The organism is Streptococcus sp. AS14 (genome assembly GCF_000286495.1).
GTDB lineage: Bacteria > Bacillota > Bacilli > Lactobacillales > Streptococcaceae > Streptococcus > Streptococcus sanguinis_P.
Genome location: NZ_ALKI01000012.1, coordinates 339,565 through 359,561, shown reverse-complemented (window position 1 = coordinate 359,561; position 19,997 = coordinate 339,565). Strand labels below are relative to the sequence as shown.

Genomic DNA, 19,997 nt, shown 5'->3' with positions numbered 1-19,997 from the left:
CTTTAAGTCACATTTTTGCGAATATCAACATAATCTTCTTCTTTCAAACTGCCTTCTGCAAAGGTTGGCATGTGCTCCATGGTATAAACAGCATTTTCCAGCAGAAAGAAAGCCAAAGGACAGCCCGAGCCTTCACCTAGCCGCATATCCAGCAAAAGCATAGGCTCCAGTCCTAGAAAGTCACTGACCAGTCTGTAAGCAGGCTCCGTCGAAGCATGGGAAGCAAAGGTATAGTCCAAGACATGAGGAGTCAGCTGATGGGCAATCAGAAGCCCCGTCAGAGAGATAAGGCCATCCACTACACATGGCAGCTGATAGCGGGCACAGGCAAGATGAGTGCCAGCCATAGCCAGCATATCCAGCCCGCCAAGCTTAGCGGTCAGATCCAGAATATCTCCATAAGGAGCGTGACGATCCAAACACTGCTGGATAACGGCAGTTTTATGAGCCTTCATATCCTGAGTCAGACCAGCTCCATAGCCTGTGACGTCTTCTGCTTTAAGACCGAGAACTGCAGCAATAACAGCAGCTGAGGTGGTGGTGTTGCCAATCCCCATTTCTCCTGTTCCAAAGAGACGATAGCCGTCTTTAATCAAGGCCTCTGTCTTCTTGTAGCCGACTAGAATTGCCGCTATAGCCTGCTCGCGGGCCAAGGCCGGCTCCTTGAGCATGTTACGCGTCCCATGACAGACCTTGTCCTTATTTTCCTCAAAAATATCCTTCTTGCAGCCAATGTCTACTAGGCAGATGTCTGAACCTGCATGTTTGGAAATAGCGCACAGGCCTGATTTCCCTGCTAGAATATTACGAGCAACAGTATAGGTCGTTTCCTGAGGATTGGCTGAAACGCCTTCAGCCACGATGCCATTATCCGCTACGTAGACGAGGACAATCTTCTTCTCCAAATCAATGGGACCAGAAAACATGGCATGCAAGCGAGCATAGATAGTCTCGAGCTTTCCTAAGGAGCCTGGCGGCTTTCCTAGCTGATCACAGTAGCTCTGGCCTTCTTGAAGTTTGTCTCTGTCTATCGGAAGAATCTGCTCAATAATTTTTTCTAAGTCTTTCAAACTAGTCTATCTCCTCCCTGACCGGCTGCACCCCTTCAAAAATAATCCTGCTCAAGGTCCGAGTCTGATAATAAGCCCCGCTGGCTGAGCGAGCTAGTTCAGCCTCTAGCTTGGGCAAGACTTCTAGCTGTTCCCTGCTCAGCAGCAGACCAACTAATGTGCCACTATGGGCAACATTGAGCCCTAAGCATTGGTATTTTTTTACCAAATTCAGTAATTCTTCCAGATAGGGCTTGGGCAGCCGTTGGTTATTCAACAAAGCACTATAGCTCGCCAAATGGCCAATCTTTTCCAAACTCTTCTCCTGACAAGCCACCTGAAAGAGAGGAAGCAAGCGCTTGGACTCCTCAAGCGGATATCTAGGACTGTCCTTCATCCGAACCAAGTCAAGAGTTGTCACCATCTCCACAGGCTCCAAGATATAGACATAAAGCTCCGGTCGCCAGTCTGTTTGCCAGACCACTTGACCAGTCAGGGGATTAATGACCGTCCAGTCCGCAAAAGCCACCGAGTCAGTAGGCTCAATCTTGGCACAGAGACGAGTCAAATCTGCCGCTCTTAGAGGCTGCTTCTGCCCCAGAGCAGCTGCCTGCAGGCAGCTAACCATATCTGCTGTGCTGCTAGAATAGCCCTTGCTGATAGGCAGGTCTGACTCCTGAACAAAAGAGAAAACATTGGACTCAGGCAGGAGCTCCAAAGCTCGCCTTACCTTTTCACCTTGGGCTTGCCTTGCGAGAGACGAAGCCCCGTCCAATCTCACTCGACTGCGCTTCTCAATCCCATAAGAGAGCAGAACCTCCTGCTCTCCTACTAAACCTTGAAATAATTCACCGCAGGAACCTGGGCAGGAAACGATTCCCTTAGTCATAAGCTGCCTCTTTCGCCAAGACCTTTGTCAGACAAGCCAGAAGCTGTTCATTCTCCTGATGGCTGCGAATGGCTAGGCGGTAATGTCGGTCTGTCAGATCATGATAATTTTGACAGGAACGGATGAAAATCTTTCTCTGCCGAAGCTCCTGACGCAGATCCTGCTGACCTAAATATTCAAAGAAGATATAGTTGACACTAGGCTTGACCGGCCGAATCTGTGAAAATGCAGTCAGTCCTTGAAAAAGGAAGTCCCTTTCTACTCGAAGCCACTGCTTGGTAGCTTGCTGATAGACCTCGTCCTCCAAAAGGACAGGCAGGGCGCGATCCGCCATAGCATTAACCGACCAAGGAGCGCGGCTCCCCTCTATCTCATCAAAGCAAGTTGGATGACAGCTGAGAGCATAGCCCAATCTCAGACCAGGAATAGCATAAAACTTGGTCAGAGACCGCACCACTACTGCATTTGGATAGGCAGCCAGACATGAGACGAAGCTATAGTCCTCCTCATCGTCCAGAAAGTCCATAAAAGCCTCATCCAGTATCAAAAAGATTTGCCGCTCCTGCAGCTTCTCAGCTAGCTTTTCTAGATCAGTACGCCGAATCAAGGTACCCGTCGGATTATTAGGATTGCAGATGAGCACAGCGTCTCCTACAGTCAGTGAATCTAAGGCTGGCAACATGTCAGCTAGATTCCACTCATAGGATGGAGAAGGAAGGCTAAAGCGCTCCACCTTGGCCTGCACTTGCGAGAAGGCTTTTTCATATTCCATGAAAGTAGGACTCAAAGTCAGGACAGTTTTTGGACGCAGGAAGCGGGCCAGCTCATAAAAGACTTCTACCGCACCATTTGCCAGCAGGACATTGTCCTTTTCTAGGTCATGATGATGTGCCAAAAGCTCTCTGGAGCGGCTGTAGCTGATGTCTGGATAATGAACCAGCCAATCAATGGACTCGGTCAGACAAGCCCTAAGCTTTTGAGAAATCCCCAAAGGGTTGATATTGGCACTGAAATCCAGACAGTCTTCTAGAGAAAAACCAAATTCCTCAGCCAAAGCTGCCGCATTTCCACCGTGCTCTACTTTCATAAATAGACATTCCTTCCTCGTTTCCTTGTTAGAATCTAGTATACCATATTCGGCTTTTTCGTCCCTAGTCTGCCTCCAGATAAGCCTGAAGACGGTCAATTCCTTCGTTTTCCGTCGCTGATATTTCAAAAATTTCCTTGGCTCCAGCCGCTTTCAGCTGCCGCCGTGCTTTTTCGATTTGCTCCGGCTGTTCAGCCATATCAATCTTGGTGACAATGCCAATGACTTCTTTATTGAAGAGGGAAGAAAAGCCTTGAGGAAAGGTCTGCATCTGATTGGAAGCCGCCACCAAGAGACCAATCACATCAGCCTCCGTTGCAGTCACGTTCAGAGCATTATAATACTTACGATGCTGGAGAAATTCTCCGGGCGTATCAATGATGGCATCATAGAACTCAATAGCCTGAGTCTTAAAGTAGCTTAGCTCCAAGCCTTTCAGTCGCTGGGTCAGAGTAGTCTTACCCACTCCGACTGGACCGACAAACATGATTTTTTTCATATTTTGCATCCATTCCTCTCTATGACAGGGAACTGCCTGCTATCTGCTTAGCTGGGCTTCCTTACTATCTAGTTTGATAGTTTCCCTGCCATTGAGCAGTACACCTTTATTTTCATCGCGGCCTTGCAGGTAGTAAAGTGCATCTTCCTGACCGTAAGTTTCAATTGCCTTAGTTTGCAAAAGACCGATTCCCTTGCTAGGATCTCTCAAAAGATTGAAGATAATACCCATTTGCAGTTTAGGGAAGTCCTTGAGCATAGCATAGTCGCCATTACTGTCACCGGCAATCAGGATTGGTTCTTGATTGTCATGATTGACAGCAATCAGCTTTTTGATGGTCTCTGTCTTGCCCTCACCTTGAGTCTGAGCATAGTTGGTATCATATTCTGGCTGAATTACTCCCTTGTCATCCTTTTTCAAACGCATAGCAGTAACATTTTCTTTAGGAATATTGTAGCCATACTTAGAATTGCTAGCATAAGGGATAATCACATCGATATAAGACGCTGAGCAGATATAGACATCAATGCCGTTAGCCATCAGAGTCTTGTAGAGATTTTGCATTTCCTTGACCGAGCGAACACCGCGCTTGAAGGTCACAGTGATTTGGCCTGACTCACCTTTCAAGCCTTCTGGACTTTCCCAAGTTTCAGAAGTCAGCTTGTCCTCAAGAGCTTGGTCAATAGACTTTTCAGATAGAGCTTGAACTTCTTCAGAAGTCATACCTGCATAGAGGTAGGTCACCCATGGATAACTGATGTCAGAGCTGAAGGTATCACCAATCGCTTCGTAAAGATAGCGGAGTTTAGCAGCAAAGTCTTGGTATTCATCGGTCTTTTTGACTTCTTCCAGAGACTTGTCTCCTTGCATTCCCTTATAGCTATTGTAAATAACCGTGTAGTCAGAAAGCAGGTCAGCCGCAATCTTGTCAATGTTCACTGGTTCACCATCTTTGTTATGGAAATCTTCAACAAAATCGTCGCTCGGTATATTGGTCCGCACTGCTTGGTCAAATTCTTCCGGCGTCATCTTAAAGGCCAGATTTTCAATTTGATAGGTAAAGGTTGCTTCGCCAATGTCGTTGATGACTGTCGTATTGTCCCAGTCAAAGACGGCATAAGGTTTTTTATTTTTATCATAGCTAGAGCTGGTGTTCCCATTCTCCTTGATGAGCTTAGTCAGGCGGGCATAAAGCTTGTCTTCCCAAACGCCCTTATCCAAAGTCTTAGCCTTGTCCTTATCCGTTGTCTCTGTCTTAGCCGAGGATGACTCAGTCGTCGTCTTATTATTCCCCGCTTGACAAGCTCCCAGAAGCAAAGCCAAACTACAAAGCAGCACAATTCCTTTTGTCCGCATAGAAACAATCCTCCATAAAAAATAATAGTGCGCAAAAAAATGGCAGAAAAACCCCTTTGATTCTGAAACACTCGCTTCATTGCGATCAAATCAGGCTTCCTTGCCATTTTCTATACTGTTATTATATTATAAACTATCTGGCAGACTTTGTCAATGAAGCGCTTTCAGATTTGTAAAAAAATAAAGGCAGAGAAAAATTATTTCTCTACCTTACTGATTAAAATGCATATACTCTAATCTTCTCAATCAATGTGTTAGAGGAAACCTAACGTATTCAAGACTAGACAGACAATCCCCCTTCAATTCTACAATTTTTCAGGCACTTGATTTCTCCAGCCTGTGAAAACTTGCGCATAGCCCAATAGATACAAGGGCGTCAATGCGATGCTCAAGCCTACCAAGGCAATAATCATATAAAGTCCTGACAGCATAAACAAGCGAGTGATGACTGCTACTGCAGCTGACAAGCAGCACAGGACGATGGCATGAATCTGCAAAATATTGATCTTTTGTTTCTGTTCAAAATATCTTAATTTTGAAACGATCACCATCTGATAGAGCAAATTGATCAACTGATAAGACAAGCTGAGTATGATAAAAATCATAAAAAATGCTAAGTGGTTCTCACCAAAAAAGATGGAGCCCCAAAAAAGTAATTCAAAATGCAGAAATAGGTAAGAGCTGGTCGGAATGAGCTGCAAGGCTTTGGTATCAAAAAACTTTTGGAAGAGTAAAAAGGCCAGAAACAAAATAAGCGCGTGAATAATAGTAAAATTCATGACTATCATGCTCAGGTGATGCATCTCACCCCGTAAGAAAATAGAAACGATAAATACCAGTGAGATAAAAATTAACTCAATTAAACCAGCCTTATAAAAATCTAAGTTTCTGATTGGATTACAATCCGTAACAAGAACATTCAAAAATTCATAATATCTCTTTTTCATTTTGTAAACTCCCATTGTTTAACTTTATAAAATTTCCCCTAAACTTTGCGAAATTTTCTATAAAAAAATTCCACATTTCATTATATCATACAGTATATAGGCTAAGGAAGTCTTATAAAACTATAGGTATATCTCTATAGGATAGTTCCCTTTCTCAATCATTCGCCAAGTTGGCATTTTTCCGTTATAATAGTAGGGATGAACATCAAAGAAGAAATTATTAACTTAGCAAAAGAAATTGGGATTTCTAAGATTGGCTTTACGACAGCGGATGATTTCGACTATCTGGAGAAGTCGCTGCGCTTGGCTGTAGAAGAAGGACGAAATTCTGGATTTGAGCATAAAAACATCGAGGAGCGGATCAAGCCCAAGCTCAGTCTAGCCTCGGCCAAGACCATTATCTCTATCGCAGTCGCCTACCCCCACAAGCTCAAGCAGCAACCTCAGAAAACGGCCTACAAGCGAGGGAAATTCACCCCTAATAGCTGGGGGCTGGACTACCACTATGTCCTGCAGGACAAGCTGGACCGGCTTGCCAAGGGAATCGAAGAGCTGACCGCTGATTTTGAATACAAGGGCATGGTTGACACGGGCGCCTTGGTCGATACCGCCGTAGCCCAAAGAGCAGGAATCGGCTTCATCGGCAAGAACGGCTTGGTCATCTCCAAGGAATTTGGCTCCTATATGTTTTTGGGAGAGCTCATCACCAATCTGGACATTGAGCCTGATCAGCCTGTCAACTACGGCTGCGGAGACTGCAACCGCTGCGTGACAGCCTGCCCTACTTCTTGCTTAATTGGTGACGGCAGCATGAATGCCAAGCGCTGTCTATCCTTTCAGACTCAGGACAAGGGCGTCATGGAACTGGAATTTCGCAAGAAGATTAAGACTGTCATCTATGGCTGTGATATCTGCCAAATTTGCTGTCCTTATAATAAAGGCTTGGACAATCCTCTGGCGACAGAGATTGATCCCGACCTTTCTCATCCGGAGCTCCTGCCTTTCTTGGAGCTTTCCAACGGTCAGTTTAAGGAGAAATTCGGTCATGTGGCCGGCAGCTGGCGGGGGAAAAATATCCTGCAGCGCAATGCCATTATCGCTCTGGCAAATGCCAATGATCGCTCTGCCATTCCCAAAATGCTGGAAATTATTGACAAGGGGCAAAATCCGATTCATGTCGCTACAGCTATCTGGGCTCTGAGTCAGCTGGTGCGTGAGGTCCATCCGGAAATGATAGAACTGGTCATGAACGCCAAAAATCCAACTCCGCAAATCCAAGAAGAGCAAGGCCGTTTCCTAGAGAAATTTGGCCTAGAAGAAAAACTTTTGATAGAAAACTAAACCGCTGAGACCTAAATATCCCAGCGGTTTCTTTATTTTTCTTCTTCCTTACGGATTTCTTTGATGATAGAGCCCATCTTGACTGAATCGTCGCTGAAATAGCGGTAAAGCCGGCCATCTCCGTCTCCCATGTAGCTGATAGGAGAAAAGCGGTCGCTGCGGAAAGCGTCATTCTCATCAATCAAGTCCTCATCAACCACGCGCCGAGTGACACGGGCGATGACATTGGTCAAGGCACCGCATTCGACCATATCCAGCACCTGACACTCAATGGATACAGGGCATTGGTCTACCAGCGGAGCATCCACAGTCTCGCCGATTGTGTAGCTAAGACCGGTCAGGGCAAACTTGTCCTTGCGGCTGTTGAAACCAGCAATTTCAGACTCTTTGGTCAAATCCTTCTCTGGGACATTGACTGTGAATTGCTGGTGCTTGGTAATCTCTGTAATGGCATTTCCCTTGGTACGCATGGCAATAACCATCATGCTGCCCAAGGAATAAACCGAGCTTGAGGTTGAAATATTATAGCCGTGCACATCGTCCTTATAGCCTAAAAAGAAGACTGGAAAGCCGAAGTAAAGTTTTCTCGTTTCAAATGTACGTTTCATATATGTTCCTTTATGTTTAATTTTAAAATAGATCAGCTGGCTGGGGTATGCATCAGCTGAAATGTCCCATGTCGCCTATCAACTTCTCTGTCACGGGGTGATGAGCTTGGATAGGAAGCTCAAAGTCCTTTATCTCATCAACGATTTCCCCGTCTGCCATGACCAAAATCCGATGGCAGAGAGCATAGCTCAGCTTGAAATCATGCGAGATGAAAAGATAGGTCAGCTGGTATTTCTCCCACAAATCATATAGGAGGCGTAACAACCTGCCTTGAACAATGGGATCCAGACCGCTTAGAGCCTCATCAAAGATAAGAATATCTGGCTTTAAGAGCAGGCCTCGGGCGATGCAAATCCTCTGGAGCTGGCCGCCACTGAGCTGGCGCGCTGGCTGATTCAGATAGCTTTTATCCAGACCGACGTCTTCTAGAATGGCTTCTATCTCGTCTCTAGCCACATCTTTTGACAGGGCCTCTGTCAAGACCTGCTCGACTGTAAAGTGCGGATTGACCGAATGGAGTGAGTCCTGAAAGACCAGCAGAATTCTCACGCCAGACTTTTTGACTGAATAGGGCTGGCCATCTAGTAAGACCTGACCTTGACTGGGCTTTTCTAGACCAATCAGCAATTTAGCCAGCGTGCTCTTACCACTGCCGCTCTCGCCCATCAGACCAATCATTTCACCTTTCTGGACGGAGAAGTTACAGTCTTTGACAACCATTTTACCATCGAATTTTTTAAAAACATGTCTACATTCCAGCATCTTGTCTCACCAACCGTTCGTATGGATTTCCTAAGATAAGGTCTTGGCTATAGGTCTGCGAAGGACTTTCGAGGATCTTGTCCACTGGACCTTCCTCCATGATAGCCCCCTGATATATGACAAGCATCTTGCCTCCTAGCTCCTGCGCCAAATGATAATCATGGGTCACTGTGATGAGGGTCTTTCCTTTAGCTAACTGCTCCTTTAAGATGAGAATAATCTGCTCGCGATTGTGGATATCTAGCGCCGAAGTAGGCTCATCCAAAATAATAGTCTCTGGCTCTAGGCAAAGCAAGATAGCCAGCATGACACGCTGCAGCATACCGCCGCTGAGCTCAAAAGGATATTTCTTCAAAAGCTCTTCCGGCTCTCCCAGTCTGACTTCTTTCATAGAAGCTATGGCCTTAGCCAGACAAGCGCTTTTTGAAATCTTGCAATGGCTGCGCAGGGTTTCCCAAAAATGGCTTTGAATGGTCTGAAAGGGATTGAACATAGCCATCGGATTTTGTGACATATAGGCCACTTTCCTCCCCCGCAGCTGCTGCCAGTCCTTGAGAGAGTTGCGCTCTAGAGACATAGTGCCATAGAGAACTTCTCCTTGCATGCTCAAGGATGAAGGCAGTTGGCCAATCAATATCTTGGTTAAGAGGGTTTTACCAGAACCACTCTCCCCAATGATGACCAGAGACTGACCCGCCTCCACTTCAAAGCTGATGTCCTGCAGAATGATCTTTCCCTCAATCTGGGCTGTCAGTTGCTTTACTGCTATTTTTTCCATATCTGTTTCCAGCCTTTCTCTTCAAAGCATTCGGCAAATAGATTAAAGGCGACCACAGTCAGAAAGATAGCCAGTCCGGGCGCCAGCATCATCCAAGTTGCCGTTTGAAAATGGCTTCTAGCATCATGCAGCATCATGCCCCACTCGGTAATGTTGGGCTGGACACCAATTCCCAGAAAGGAAAAGCCAGAAATCATGAGAATGATATTCCCGATATTCATCAGCACAATAATCAAAATAGGCTTGTATATAAAGGGCAGGATATGAGTTTTGAGAATATGAACCTGAGAGAGTCCCATGGTCTGGGCAGAAATAACATAGGCTTCCTCTTTGGCACTCTTGACCAGATTGGCCGTCACCCGAGCATAGTAGACCCACTCTATGATGACAATGGCTAGAATCATATTGGTCATTCCCTGTCCCAATATCCCAACAGTAGCTAGCGATAGCAGGAAGCTAGGAAAGGCGGAAATAACATTTGCAAACCATAAGAAGGTGGCTTCAGCCTTTCCCTGGTACCATCCGATCAGCAAGCCAACTGCCACACCGATAACCACTTCCAGCAGACTGATAGTCAAGGAGAAAAAGAGGGAATAACGAGCCCCGTGCAGCAGACGAGACAAGACATCTCTGCCCAGCTGATCGGTCCCCAGCAGATGAACAGCGTCAGGTGCCATTAGTTTATTTGAAATCTCCACATGCTGGGGATCAAAAGAGGATAGATAGGGAGCAAAGAGAGCGCAGATGAAGAGGACCAGCAAAATGACACTTGAAAAAATAAATCGTTTAGACATTGCTCCTCCTTTTTCTGACTCTAGGATCTATCCAGAGCGGCAGCTGCTGGGTTAGAATGTTATTTCCCAAGAATAATAGGCCAAATAAAAGCATACAGCACTGGATAATGGGCAGATCCACAGACTGCAGCGCATCTACAAAGAGGGAACCGACACCATTCCAAGAGAAGACTTCTTCGACAATTAAGGATCCTGTCAGAAGATAGACCAAGGTCAGGCTCAGGCCTGTCGCAATAGCTGGCAGTGAATTTCTCAAGAGATGATTCTTGACCAGGAAGAATTTACTGACTCCGCGCAGGAGGGCATTTTCGACATGAACACTGTTCATCTGCTCCAGCACGGCCTTGCGGATCAAAGCAGTATATTGGCCAATCAATGACATACTGAGGGTCAGACTAGGAAGAATCAAGCTGCTAAGGTCCTGCTTGCCCGAAACTGGCAGCCATCTGAGCTGAACAGCAAAAACTACAATCAGCATGTAACCTAGCCAAAAGCTGGGCATGGAAACACTGGAAAAGGATAGAAAGCGAGTGACCTTATCAAAGAGAGAACCCTTGTAGACTGCACTAAAAATCCCCAAAGGAATGGACGTAAGCAAAATGAGAGCAAAGGATGTCAAGCCCAGAGAAAGGGTCGACTGGAAACGCTCCAGCACCAAGGGCAGGACAGGAACCTTTAAGAGATAAGATGTTCCAAAATCCCCACGAAGGGCCTTAGTCAGCCAACCTAGATACTGCTGGGGCCAAGGCTGATTGAGTCCCAGATAATCTCTGGCTTTTTCCAAGGATTGAGGAGTCACTTGAATCTTAGATACCCTTAGATAATTTTCTGCTTGATCTGCCGAGGATAGCTTGGCCAAGAGAAAGGTCAATACCGATATCATCAATAGGGCAGCTAGGAAAGAAACTATTTTTTTAAATAAATCTTTTATCATAGTCCTTAAAAGAAAAGGGGCGGCTGCTAAGCTTTTCAACTCAGCAGCACTACTCCCTTTATATTAAAATCTGTAGTTATGAAGCCAGTTTTTATTTTTTCTCAATATAGCGCAGTGGGAATGCATTTTCTTCTGGGGCAAAGCGCATACCTTTGATTTCTCCCTTGCGATAGACAGAGACAACAGATTGGTAAGTAATAGGGATATAGATGGCTTCATCATGGAGCATAGTGAGAACTTTCTTGTAGCCTTCATCAACTTTTGCTTCATCTGGTTCGACCAGTGTCGCCTTGATAATGCTGTCCATTTCTGACTTAGATGGCAGAGCTTCCAGGGAAACATTTTCTGGGTGACCATGGTCTGCTGGTGAAGTCAGGGCAGTCATCCAAGCATGCGGATCCCAAGGTGCTCCCCAAGAGAAGGTCAGCATCAAATCAAAGTCGCCAGTCTTAATATTTTCCCAGTAGTCATCTTCTTCCATAGCTTTAAGCTGAACATCGATTCCGATTTTCTTCCATTCGCCCTGGAAGTACTCAACCAAGTCCTTGTCTGTCGCCTTAGACGAGATATAAGGAACATTCAGGCTTAATTTCTTGCCGTCTTTTTCGCGGATACCGTCAGAGCCTTTCTTCCAGCCTGCTTGATCCAGCATCTTTTCAGCCAGCTCGATATCGTATTCATAGGGAGTCAGATTGGCGTCAGAGTGAGGGGTAGATTTAGAGAAGATGGTATCAGCTGGTGTTTCTGTTCCGCGGAAAATGTCTTTCGCGATAGACTTCTTATCAACCGCATGGTTCATCGCCTGACGGACAGTCTTGTCTTTGAAGATTTCCTGCTTGGCATTTAAGAGCATGAGGCGGCTGGACATTGGCTGAGATACGTCTGTCGTGTACTTATCATCCTTGGCATACTTAGCAAAGTTATCCAAACCGATAACGCCATTTCCATAGATCAAGTCAACATTGCCAGACTCAAACTCAAGAGCACGGGTTTGTGGGTCTGGGATAATCTTGACAGTTACTTCTTTCAGTTTAGGCTTTTCACCCCAGTACTTTTCGTTACGGGTAAAGGTGATGTACTCGTTTGGCTTCTTGTCTTTGACAACCCATTGACCGGTTCCGATTGGCTTCTTGAGGTTGTCCTTGGTCGTATCATCTCCATCAGGGAAGGCAGCATCAGCTATGAAGCGGATTGGACGAATCATTGATAAATCATAGAGAGTCGCACTGTAGGCTTGTTTGAGCTTAATTTCAAAGGTATGCTCATCTACAACTCGATAGCTTTCCAGCTGGTTGGTAAAGTCAAACCAAGTGTGGTTTTTCTTATTTTCCTCTGAAAAGACGGTATCGAAATTCCGTTTGACATTCTCAGCATTAAAGTCAGAGTCGTCTGAGAATTTTGCCTTTCTCAACTTGAAGGTATAGGTTTTACCATCTTCGCTGATATCCCAGCTTTCAGCCAAGGCTGGCTCGATCTTACCATTGTCACCGTAGCGGACTAGGCCTTCATAGACCATATCTTGAATGACAAATTGGTCTGGATTGTAGCGGTGAGGATTGACATCCCCAAAGTCCTCTCCCCAGACCATGGTGAGTTTGTCTTTCTCACCGACCTGTTTGGATGAGTTTGAGTTTTGCTGGCAGGCTACCAAGAATAAGGGCAGCAAGAGGACAACTAATAAAAATAGTTTTTTTCTCATTTTTATTGAATCACTTTCTTGTATTCATATTTTTATGATCGCAGTCCCAAGAGATAGGGGGCTATAGTTTATGTTTTTTTTATGATCAATTCATGCGGTTGTACTTGCTGTTGAGAGCATCTCCGAACTTGGTAAAGAGGAGAATGGTCAGAATCAGTAAGATACAAGGGAAGACCACAATCCAGGGAGCTTCCTGGATGTAAATCCGGCCGTCATTGATCATGGCTCCCCACTCAGGCGACGGTGCCTGAGCTCCCAATCCGACAAAGCTGAGACCAGCGATTTCCATGATAATGGTGCTGATGTCAAAGCTCATGGTCGTCAGAATCTGAGGAAAAAGACTGGGGAAATAATAGTTTTTCAAGATTGTCCAAAAACTATTGCCATACATTTTAGAGGACTGGATATAGGGTTCATTTTTCAGCTGCATGGTCATAGAGCGCATCAGGTAGGCATACTTGGTCCAGGCCGTCAAGCAGATAGCGATGAGGGTTTGCTGGAGACCGATGCCCAAGATACTGACGATGGCAATAACCAAAATGATAGAGGGGAAAGACTGAAATGCCGTGATAACTAACAAGATAAACTGGTCGAATTTCCCGCCGATGAAGGCGCTGGTCACCCCGATAAAGGAGCCCACCGCCGCAATCAGCATTAGAATCATCAGGGCTGGCAGGACTGTTTCCGCACCTCCGCTCACTGCACGCGCAAAGACAGACCGGCCTAGAGCGTCCGTTCCGAACCACTCACTGCTGCTCGGTCCTTGCAGGGCTTGTCCCAGATTGACCTTGGTCAAACTGTCACCCAAAAGACGAGGAGCCAAGGAGGATAGGATCAGGGCTAGGATGATAAGGCCGCCCAAGACCAAGAGTTTTCGATTGATTTTCTTATCCATACGAACCCTCCTTGCTTGCTTTTAATTTCTTCGTGCGTGGCAGCAGTTTGGGATTTTCCTGAGCCAGTCGGACGCGAGGATTGAGCCAAACCGTGAGCAGTTGAAAGACTAGATTTACAGTCAAGACCCCAGCTGTGATAAAGAGGACCGCCCCCTGAATGAGAGGATAATCCCGCTTGGCAACGACTCCTATCAGCATCTTACCGATGCCCGGCCAGGAAAAGAGGTGCTCGATAATAGCCACGCCACCCAAGAGCGAGCCCAGAGAAAGACTGACCAAGGTCAGGAGAAAGGGCAAGACATTGTAAATCACATCATGCAGCAGGATATGCCCCTCTCGAATCCCCCGACCACGCGCACCTTCGACTTCTGGCGAATGCAACACTTCTATCAAAGCGGTTCGCAGCTGCGGAATATAGCGAGTGGACATGATCATGGCCAGTGTTATGACTGGCAAGACCAAGCCCAGCTCATTGGCCGTTGCCTGAATGGGAAACCAGTGCAGCTGAACAGAAAAGATCAGAATCAGGATAATCCCCATAACAAAGCTAGGAATGGCATTCAGAAAAGCCAGACCCGCCATTAGGAAGCGATCAACTGGCTTTCCAGCATGGTAGGATGTGTAGAGAGCTGTCGGCAAGGAAATTCCCAGAGTTGCTAGCAGGGTATAAAAAGCTAGGTAGACTGTATTTGGAAAATAGAAAACAAGCTGCTCCCAGACCGAAGCTCCGGAATTATAGGTCACACCAAAGTCGCCATGGACAATCCTGCCCAGCCAGGCCAGATATTGCTCCATAAAGCTGCCATTCAGCCCCATCTCTGCCCGCTTAATTTCCAGCAATTCCTTGGTAAAAGGAATGCCCTGAGCATTGAGGATGCTCTCAGCCGGATCTCCCGGTGCTAGATAAACCAGTAAAAAGGAGATGAAGCTGACGCAGAGCAGGATGAGGACGAATTGCAGAATTGTTTTGATAATAAATTTAATCATGCGCCTCCCTTTCAGATGTCTGGTAGCTTTCAGGCTTCTTGCTGGCTACGGCCAGCAGCACTTCGCCTTGGTGGACGACCAAGGTCGCTTTCTGGTAGAGGACCAGACCGTCTTCCTTAGCAGTCACCTTTTCTAAAATATTGCCATAAATATCACAGATTTCACCGATGACCTGACCAGCCTGTACTGTTTGATTGGGCCGAACAAAGCACATCCAGCAGCCCGACCTCTGACTGGTCAGATAGTAGCTGTCGTCAAAAATCAGTGGCGCCTGCTTATAATAGGGCATGCTCCCTTCAAAAAGATAGCGGGCGACTTGCTTGACCGACTCCTTCATGGCCAGAACATCCTCTGGCAGACAGGTGCCGTTTTCCCCCTGCTCCAGCAGGATGCTAGGCAGTCCATAATCTACCGAGGCAGCGTGGTAGAGATTGCCACGGTCCTGAGATTGGTAGATTATCGGTGTCCCAGAAGCTTGCAGCATCTGATAGGACTTTTCCATCACCTCTGGATTTGCCCGCAGAGAATAGTAACCATGAGGGGTCAGCAGTTCTTCCCGATTGCCACTGTGCAGGTCAATCAAGAAATCACTGACGCTAAAGACCTGACTCTCAATCACAGACCGAATCTGATAGCTGAGGCTGGAAACTGGCTCTTGGTCCTGAAAGATCCTGTTTAGATTGAGGCCATCCTCAGGTACAAGCGTCGTCTCCCGAGCCCAAAAGCCGCTGACATTGACTGCATGCAGGAGGAGGACAGAGCCCTGAAAGTTAAAGTCCCATTCATGCGCCAAGTCCATCAGCGCTTTAACCCCGACATACTCACAGCCATGGACTGCAGCACTGATGGTCAGCAAGGGCTGGGAGGCCTGTCCTTTGAGCAGAGTGTACTGGATAGCCAGCTCATCCGTGATGGGCAGACTTCCTTGATAGCTGCTGCATGGAGCCATAGAGTCTAGTTGTTGCTTAATCCTCATCTTTATCCTCCCTGTACTGACTGAGCAAGAGCTTGGTATAGTCACTCTTGGGAGCAGAGACGACCTCTCGCATGCTGCCCTTCTCCTGCACGATTCCGTCCTTGAGGACGACCAAATCTTCCGCAAAATTGCTGACCAGAGCGATGTCATGAGAGATGAAGAGAAAGGAGGTCTGCGAGCGCTCCTTGATGTCTGCCAGCAGCTGCATGACTTCATACTGAACGGTCACATCCAGAGCACTGGTGATTTCATCGCAGATGAGCACATCGGGATTAATCAGCAAGGCACGGGCAATAGCTGCCCGCTGACATTCTCCTCCGCTCAGCTGATGCGGCAGCCGCTGAGCAAGCTCAGCTGTCAGACCGACCGAGGTCAGCAAGTCATGGATGGCCTGCTTTCTATCTGACGGCTGCTGATAGAGAGAGAAATTTCGACAGACCTCTTCTAGGCTCTGCTGAATGCTGCGCTTGGGATGAAAGGTAGATTGGGGCTGCTGGGCGATGTACTGGACCCGAGCATAGTAGTCTCTATCTCTGTAGGCAGAGACTGGCTGGCCCAGTAGGGTTAGCTCCCCTTGGTCCGGCTTTAAAAAGCGGCAGATGAGATTGGCAATGGTACTCTTGCCAGATCCTGACTCTCCGACTAGCCCCATAGCTCGTCCCTTTTCCAAGCTAATATCAATATCAAAGACACCGATTCTCCGATTACCAATCTGACCATACTCGTAGGTCAGCTGGCGACCGACCAATACTTGACTCATGGCTGCTCCCCTTCTCTAAACTCTGCCAGCTTGGGCACAGCCTTCAGCAATTTCTGGGTATAGGCCTGCTTAGGATGGCAGAGAACTTGATAGGCTGGACCGCTTTCGACAATCTGCCCTTCTTTCATGACGACTACTTTTTGCGCCAGATGCTCAGCTACGCTGATATCATGTGTGACAAAGAGAATGGCCATGTTTTCCTCCTGATGAAGCTTGCTCAAGAGATCAAGCAGCTTCATTTTCGACAGGACATCCAGAGCGCTAGTTGGCTCATCAGCCAGCAGCAGTTTGGGTCTGCTGGCTAGAGCCAGCGCTACACCGACTAGCTGCATCATACCACCGCTGAGCTCGAAAGGATACTTATTGACGACTTTTTCAGGCAGCAGTCCCACCATCTCTAGACATTCTTCCAAGGGACGGAGATTTGTTGCTTGCTGACCCTGATTTTTCACCAAGTCCTGATAATGCTTTTTGATCTTACGGCGGTTATTGAAGCTGAGACTGGCATGCTGACTAATCCAGGCCACTTCTCGGCCTACAAAAGGCAGATAAATGCGGTGGCCCTGGGGCTGAATTTCCTGCCCCTCAAAGGTAATACTGCCCTCTGTTACTATCAGCCCCCTAAGAGGGAGACCTAGCAGCATCTTGAGCAGGGTGGACTTGCCACTGCCACTCTCGCCCACAATCGAAAGGGACTCCCCCTCAGCAAGAGAGAGGGAGACCCGATCGAGAATGACTTTATCTGCTGACTGCACCAGAAGATCTTTTATATCCAGCATGTTTTATTCCTTTGATAATTTGTTGCTGACGTGATAGTAGTCTGTTGGATGGGATTCCAAACCAGAGACGGACTTGTCCATTACCAGAGCGACCTTGAAGAAGCCGATAATAGTAAAGCCGTAGTCTTTGTCCATGATTTCTTGAATTTCCTTGCTGAGCTGATTGCGCTTAGCTGGATCTGTTTCAGTCGCCAGCTCTTCGATTTTCTTATCCGCTTCTGGGTTGCTGTAGTGACCAATATTAGCTGCACCGTTTGTCTTAACAGCACTGTTGAAGAAGGCATACGGATCACCAATCGGAGCTGCTACCACCGCATAAGGTGTGAAGGCATAGTCCTTTTCACTGGCAACGGCACTGACTTCAACTTTCTTAATAGTCGCTTCGATTCCGACTTCCTTGAGCTGTTGTTGGCTTGCTTCTACAGCCAGCGGCATTTCAGGCAGACGGGTAAAGGACAGCAGCTCAATGCTGACTTTTTGACCGTCTTTTTCACGATAACCATCGCCGTCAGTATCCTTGTAGCCAGCTTCATCCAAGAGTTTCTTAGCTTTTTCTACATCAAATTCATGGACACTCTTTTGTAGGGCAAATGCAAAGCCAGTAGGGAAAGGTCCAACAGCTGGCACAGCTGAGCCTTTAAAGAGAGATTCTGAGTAGGTCTTCTTGTCTACCAAGGTATCTAAAGCCTGGCGGAACTTGTCATCTGCTACGTAAGGATTTTCAAAGTTATAGTAGTAAGCTAGGTAGCGAGAACCTTCTACTTCAGAAATTTTGTAGTTCTTATCGGAAGTATAGGTACTTAGATTTGCATAAGGCAGACCATAGACGGCATCGACTTCCTTAGACTTGAGGGCTGCAGAAATAGCTGTCGGATCAGAGAAGTATTTAATCTTCAGATTAGCAACTTTTGGCTTACCATCCCAGTAGTCGTCATAAGCCTTGAGCTCTGCTCCGCTCTCAGGAGTGTACTTGGTCACCATGTAAGGTCCAGTTCCGACAGGAGCCTTATCAGATGCGCTCTTGCCAGTCGTATCGACAATGGCGGAGTAGGGCTCTGCCAAGAGATTAGCCATGATAGGCTGAACAGCCTTTGTCTTAATGGTCACAGTTTGACCCTCTGCAGAAATGCTGTCAATGCCCAGATCAGCAGCTGCCCGCTCACTCTTCTCAACCAGACGTTCTAGAGAAGCTTTGACCTTTTCACCGGTCATTTTTTCACCATTTTGGAAGACAACCTTATCCTTGAGGGTAATTTTCCACTCTAGGTCTGATACTGCTTCGATTTTCTCAGCCAACCAAGGTTTCACCTCAAGTTTGTCGTCCATCTTAAAGAGGGTTTCTCCCACTCCGTAACGGACCGTGAACCAGCCATTGTATTCCGCTGCTGGGTCAATATTTTCTGGAAATTGTGTATAGCCAATAGTCACAGTCTTGCTGTCACCATCGCCAGCAGGCTCGCTGGTTTTGCTAGGGTTTACACAGGAAGCTAGGGCTAGGCCTGCCAAGGTTAAAACCATTATTTTTTTTAAATATTTCATAAAATATTCAAATTCCTTTTCTATTTTGTAAACTACTTTTAGACGTTCTGTCCTAGTCAAATCTAAATACGCTTCGCTCTCTGTCTAAGGTGGTTCTATGTCCTGAAGATGAGAGAGCAGACGAGTGAAAAACAAATGATTGCTCATCCTCTTTCCTCCTTGGGGATGTGCTTGTCTTAATCTTTTCCTTCCAGATAGCTTCTAGCATCTTCGACAAAGGCAGTTGGCAAAGCCAGGTCAGCCTGCAACTCATCGCGATAAGTTCGGATGACTTCTTCCTCTCGGCCGGAGACAACCTTTTCAGCCCAGTCTGGGTCTAGGAGCAGGGCCTTGCCGAGGGCAAGGAGCGGAATCCCCGCATCCAATACTCGCTGGGCATCCTGCTTGGTCTTTATCTGACCGACACCAATAAGGGGTACTCTACCATTAATTTTTTTGATAATTTTCTGAATCACTGGCTCTGAGTCCTGAGAATCTCTGATAGACGAGCGCCAGACATCAGAGGTCGAAATATGTAGATAGTCCACTTGATGATAGATGAGCTGCTCCAGCAACTGCAGGATGTCATAAAGCTGGATACCTGGCTCTTCAATCTCTTCTGGAGAAAAGCGGTAGCCAATCAGGAAGGGGCGGTCGGCCTCTTCTTTGACTAGTTGCTTGGCTCTTTTCAGCAAGGTCTTTGGAAAGCGCAGGCGGTTGTTAAGACTGCCGCCCCACTTGTCCTGACGGACATTGGAATGGGGAGAGACAAACTGCTGGATCAGATAGGTATTGGCGCCATGAAGCTCAACTCCGTCAAAGCCAGCCTGAATGGCCCGTCTGATGGCTGACAGAAAATCCTCTATCACCTGCTCCACTTCAGCGTTTTTGAGCGCTCTCGGCTCTGCCAGATAATCGCGCGGAGCCTTGACAGCGCTGGGTGCTACTGGCTGACCGTCAATCAAATCGGGCAGAACCATACGACCACCATGATAGAGCTGGACAATAGCCAGAGCCCCTTGGTCCTTGATGGCCTTGGCCAGACGGCTAAGCCCCTCAATCTTATCGTCCTCGGCGCCGCTGAAGCTCTCCGCAAAGGACTTTCCCAGAGGATGGACATAGGTACTGCCAGTAATGACCATACCAACCGACCTAGACCGGCGGGCAAAAAAATCAATATCTGCCTGAGATACATAGCCACCCGGCTCACTAGCGCAGATGGTCATAGGAGCCAAGACAACGCGATTGCGCATGGCCTGACCATTTTTAAAAGTGAATTCATCCTGAATCTGTGTATTCATCTGGTCACCTCTTTCCCAAGATAAATCATGTTGTTT

20 protein-coding genes are annotated in these 19,997 nt (G+C 46.9%); 1 reads left to right on the top strand and 19 read right to left on the bottom strand.

From position 1 onward, the window contains the following. Positions 1 to 2: 2 nt before the first annotated feature. From cobT to HMPREF1150_RS05425, 6 genes are all read right to left on the bottom strand, one after another. The gene (gene cobT, locus HMPREF1150_RS05400) at positions 3 to 1,070 is read right to left on the bottom strand and encodes a nicotinate-nucleotide--dimethylbenzimidazole phosphoribosyltransferase (RefSeq protein ID WP_004188113.1); all 1,068 of its coding nucleotides are present in this window, start codon (positions 1,068 to 1,070) and stop codon (positions 3 to 5) included. 1 nt (position 1,071) lies between these two features. Then, positions 1,072 to 1,938, bottom strand: a complete 867-nt coding sequence (locus HMPREF1150_RS05405) for a hypothetical protein (RefSeq protein ID WP_002911849.1) — start codon at positions 1,936 to 1,938, stop codon at positions 1,072 to 1,074. Then, positions 1,931 to 3,025: a threonine-phosphate decarboxylase CobD gene (gene cobD, locus HMPREF1150_RS05410; RefSeq protein WP_002911848.1), complete on the bottom strand. Its 1,095-nt coding sequence runs from the start codon at positions 3,023 to 3,025 to the stop codon at positions 1,931 to 1,933. Before cobD ends, HMPREF1150_RS05405 begins: the two co-directional genes overlap by 8 nt. 64 nt (positions 3,026 to 3,089) lie before the next feature. Then, on the bottom strand, positions 3,090 to 3,524 hold the full coding sequence (locus tag HMPREF1150_RS05415) for a EutP/PduV family microcompartment system protein (RefSeq protein WP_080555648.1): 435 nt from the start codon (positions 3,522 to 3,524) through the stop codon (positions 3,090 to 3,092). Positions 3,525 to 3,563: 39 nt separating this feature from the next. Then, positions 3,564 to 4,880, bottom strand: a complete 1,317-nt coding sequence (locus tag HMPREF1150_RS05420) for a phosphoserine phosphatase (protein ID WP_002911847.1) — start codon at positions 4,878 to 4,880, stop codon at positions 3,564 to 3,566. A 305-nt stretch (positions 4,881 to 5,185) separates the two neighbouring features. After that, complete coding sequence (locus HMPREF1150_RS05425) at positions 5,186 to 5,842, bottom strand: hypothetical protein (RefSeq protein WP_002911846.1); 657 nt, start codon at positions 5,840 to 5,842, stop codon at positions 5,186 to 5,188. Between the two features lie 183 nt (positions 5,843 to 6,025). On the opposite strand from HMPREF1150_RS05425, the gene queG reads away from it, so the two are divergent. Next, positions 6,026 to 7,168, top strand: coding sequence for a tRNA epoxyqueuosine(34) reductase QueG (queG, locus tag HMPREF1150_RS05430; RefSeq protein WP_002911845.1), 1,143 nt, complete (start codon positions 6,026 to 6,028; stop codon positions 7,166 to 7,168). 32 nt (positions 7,169 to 7,200) lie between these two features. On the opposite strand, the gene HMPREF1150_RS05435 is transcribed toward queG, so the two are convergent. The 13 genes from HMPREF1150_RS05435 to HMPREF1150_RS05495 form a co-directional block, all read right to left on the bottom strand. Further along, the gene (locus HMPREF1150_RS05435; protein WP_002911844.1) at positions 7,201 to 7,776 is read right to left on the bottom strand and encodes a flavin reductase family protein; all 576 of its coding nucleotides are present in this window, start codon (positions 7,774 to 7,776) and stop codon (positions 7,201 to 7,203) included. 52 nt (positions 7,777 to 7,828) lie between these two features. Beyond that, complete coding sequence (locus HMPREF1150_RS05440) at positions 7,829 to 8,539, bottom strand: ABC transporter ATP-binding protein (RefSeq protein ID WP_002907155.1); 711 nt, start codon at positions 8,537 to 8,539, stop codon at positions 7,829 to 7,831. After that, positions 8,526 to 9,317 carry an ABC transporter ATP-binding protein gene (locus HMPREF1150_RS05445; protein WP_002907156.1) on the bottom strand — a complete coding sequence of 264 codons (792 nt, stop codon included), beginning with the start codon at positions 9,315 to 9,317 and terminating at the stop codon, positions 8,526 to 8,528. The genes HMPREF1150_RS05440 and HMPREF1150_RS05445 overlap by 14 nt, the downstream gene beginning before the upstream one ends. Next, positions 9,305 to 10,111, bottom strand: a complete 807-nt coding sequence (locus HMPREF1150_RS05450) for an ABC transporter permease (protein WP_002907157.1) — start codon at positions 10,109 to 10,111, stop codon at positions 9,305 to 9,307. The genes HMPREF1150_RS05445 and HMPREF1150_RS05450 overlap by 13 nt, the downstream gene beginning before the upstream one ends. Continuing rightward, a complete protein-coding gene (locus tag HMPREF1150_RS05455) occupies positions 10,104 to 11,045 on the bottom strand; it encodes an ABC transporter permease (RefSeq protein ID WP_002907158.1) in 942 nt (313 codons plus the stop codon). Before HMPREF1150_RS05455 ends, HMPREF1150_RS05450 begins: the two co-directional genes overlap by 8 nt. A 91-nt stretch (positions 11,046 to 11,136) precedes the next feature. After that, positions 11,137 to 12,744: a nickel ABC transporter substrate-binding protein gene (gene nikA, locus HMPREF1150_RS05460; protein ID WP_002907159.1), complete on the bottom strand. Its 1,608-nt coding sequence runs from the start codon at positions 12,742 to 12,744 to the stop codon at positions 11,137 to 11,139. 85 nt (positions 12,745 to 12,829) lie between these two features. Next, complete coding sequence (locus HMPREF1150_RS05465) at positions 12,830 to 13,639, bottom strand: ABC transporter permease (RefSeq protein ID WP_009659665.1); 810 nt, start codon at positions 13,637 to 13,639, stop codon at positions 12,830 to 12,832. After that, positions 13,632 to 14,627 (bottom strand): ABC transporter permease, encoded by a 996-nt coding sequence (locus tag HMPREF1150_RS05470; protein ID WP_002902484.1) that lies wholly within the window; start codon positions 14,625 to 14,627, stop codon positions 13,632 to 13,634. Before HMPREF1150_RS05470 ends, HMPREF1150_RS05465 begins: the two co-directional genes overlap by 8 nt. After that, positions 14,620 to 15,603, bottom strand: a complete 984-nt coding sequence (locus tag HMPREF1150_RS05475; RefSeq protein WP_009659688.1) for a M14 family metallopeptidase — start codon at positions 15,601 to 15,603, stop codon at positions 14,620 to 14,622. The genes HMPREF1150_RS05470 and HMPREF1150_RS05475 overlap by 8 nt, the downstream gene beginning before the upstream one ends. Then, a complete protein-coding gene (locus HMPREF1150_RS05480) occupies positions 15,593 to 16,363 on the bottom strand; it encodes an ABC transporter ATP-binding protein (protein WP_004188146.1) in 771 nt (256 codons plus the stop codon). Before HMPREF1150_RS05480 ends, HMPREF1150_RS05475 begins: the two co-directional genes overlap by 11 nt. Then, positions 16,360 to 17,142: an ABC transporter ATP-binding protein gene (locus HMPREF1150_RS05485; RefSeq protein WP_009659784.1), complete on the bottom strand. Its 783-nt coding sequence runs from the start codon at positions 17,140 to 17,142 to the stop codon at positions 16,360 to 16,362. The genes HMPREF1150_RS05480 and HMPREF1150_RS05485 overlap by 4 nt, the downstream gene beginning before the upstream one ends. A gap of 3 nt (positions 17,143 to 17,145) precedes the next feature. Continuing rightward, on the bottom strand, positions 17,146 to 18,741 hold the full coding sequence (locus HMPREF1150_RS05490; RefSeq protein ID WP_032905442.1) for an ABC transporter substrate-binding protein: 1,596 nt from the start codon (positions 18,739 to 18,741) through the stop codon (positions 17,146 to 17,148). A 116-nt stretch (positions 18,742 to 18,857) separates the two neighbouring features. After that, positions 18,858 to 19,961, bottom strand: coding sequence for an NADH-dependent flavin oxidoreductase (locus HMPREF1150_RS05495; protein ID WP_009659655.1), 1,104 nt, complete (start codon positions 19,959 to 19,961; stop codon positions 18,858 to 18,860). Between the last annotated feature and the right edge of the window lie 36 nt (positions 19,962 to 19,997).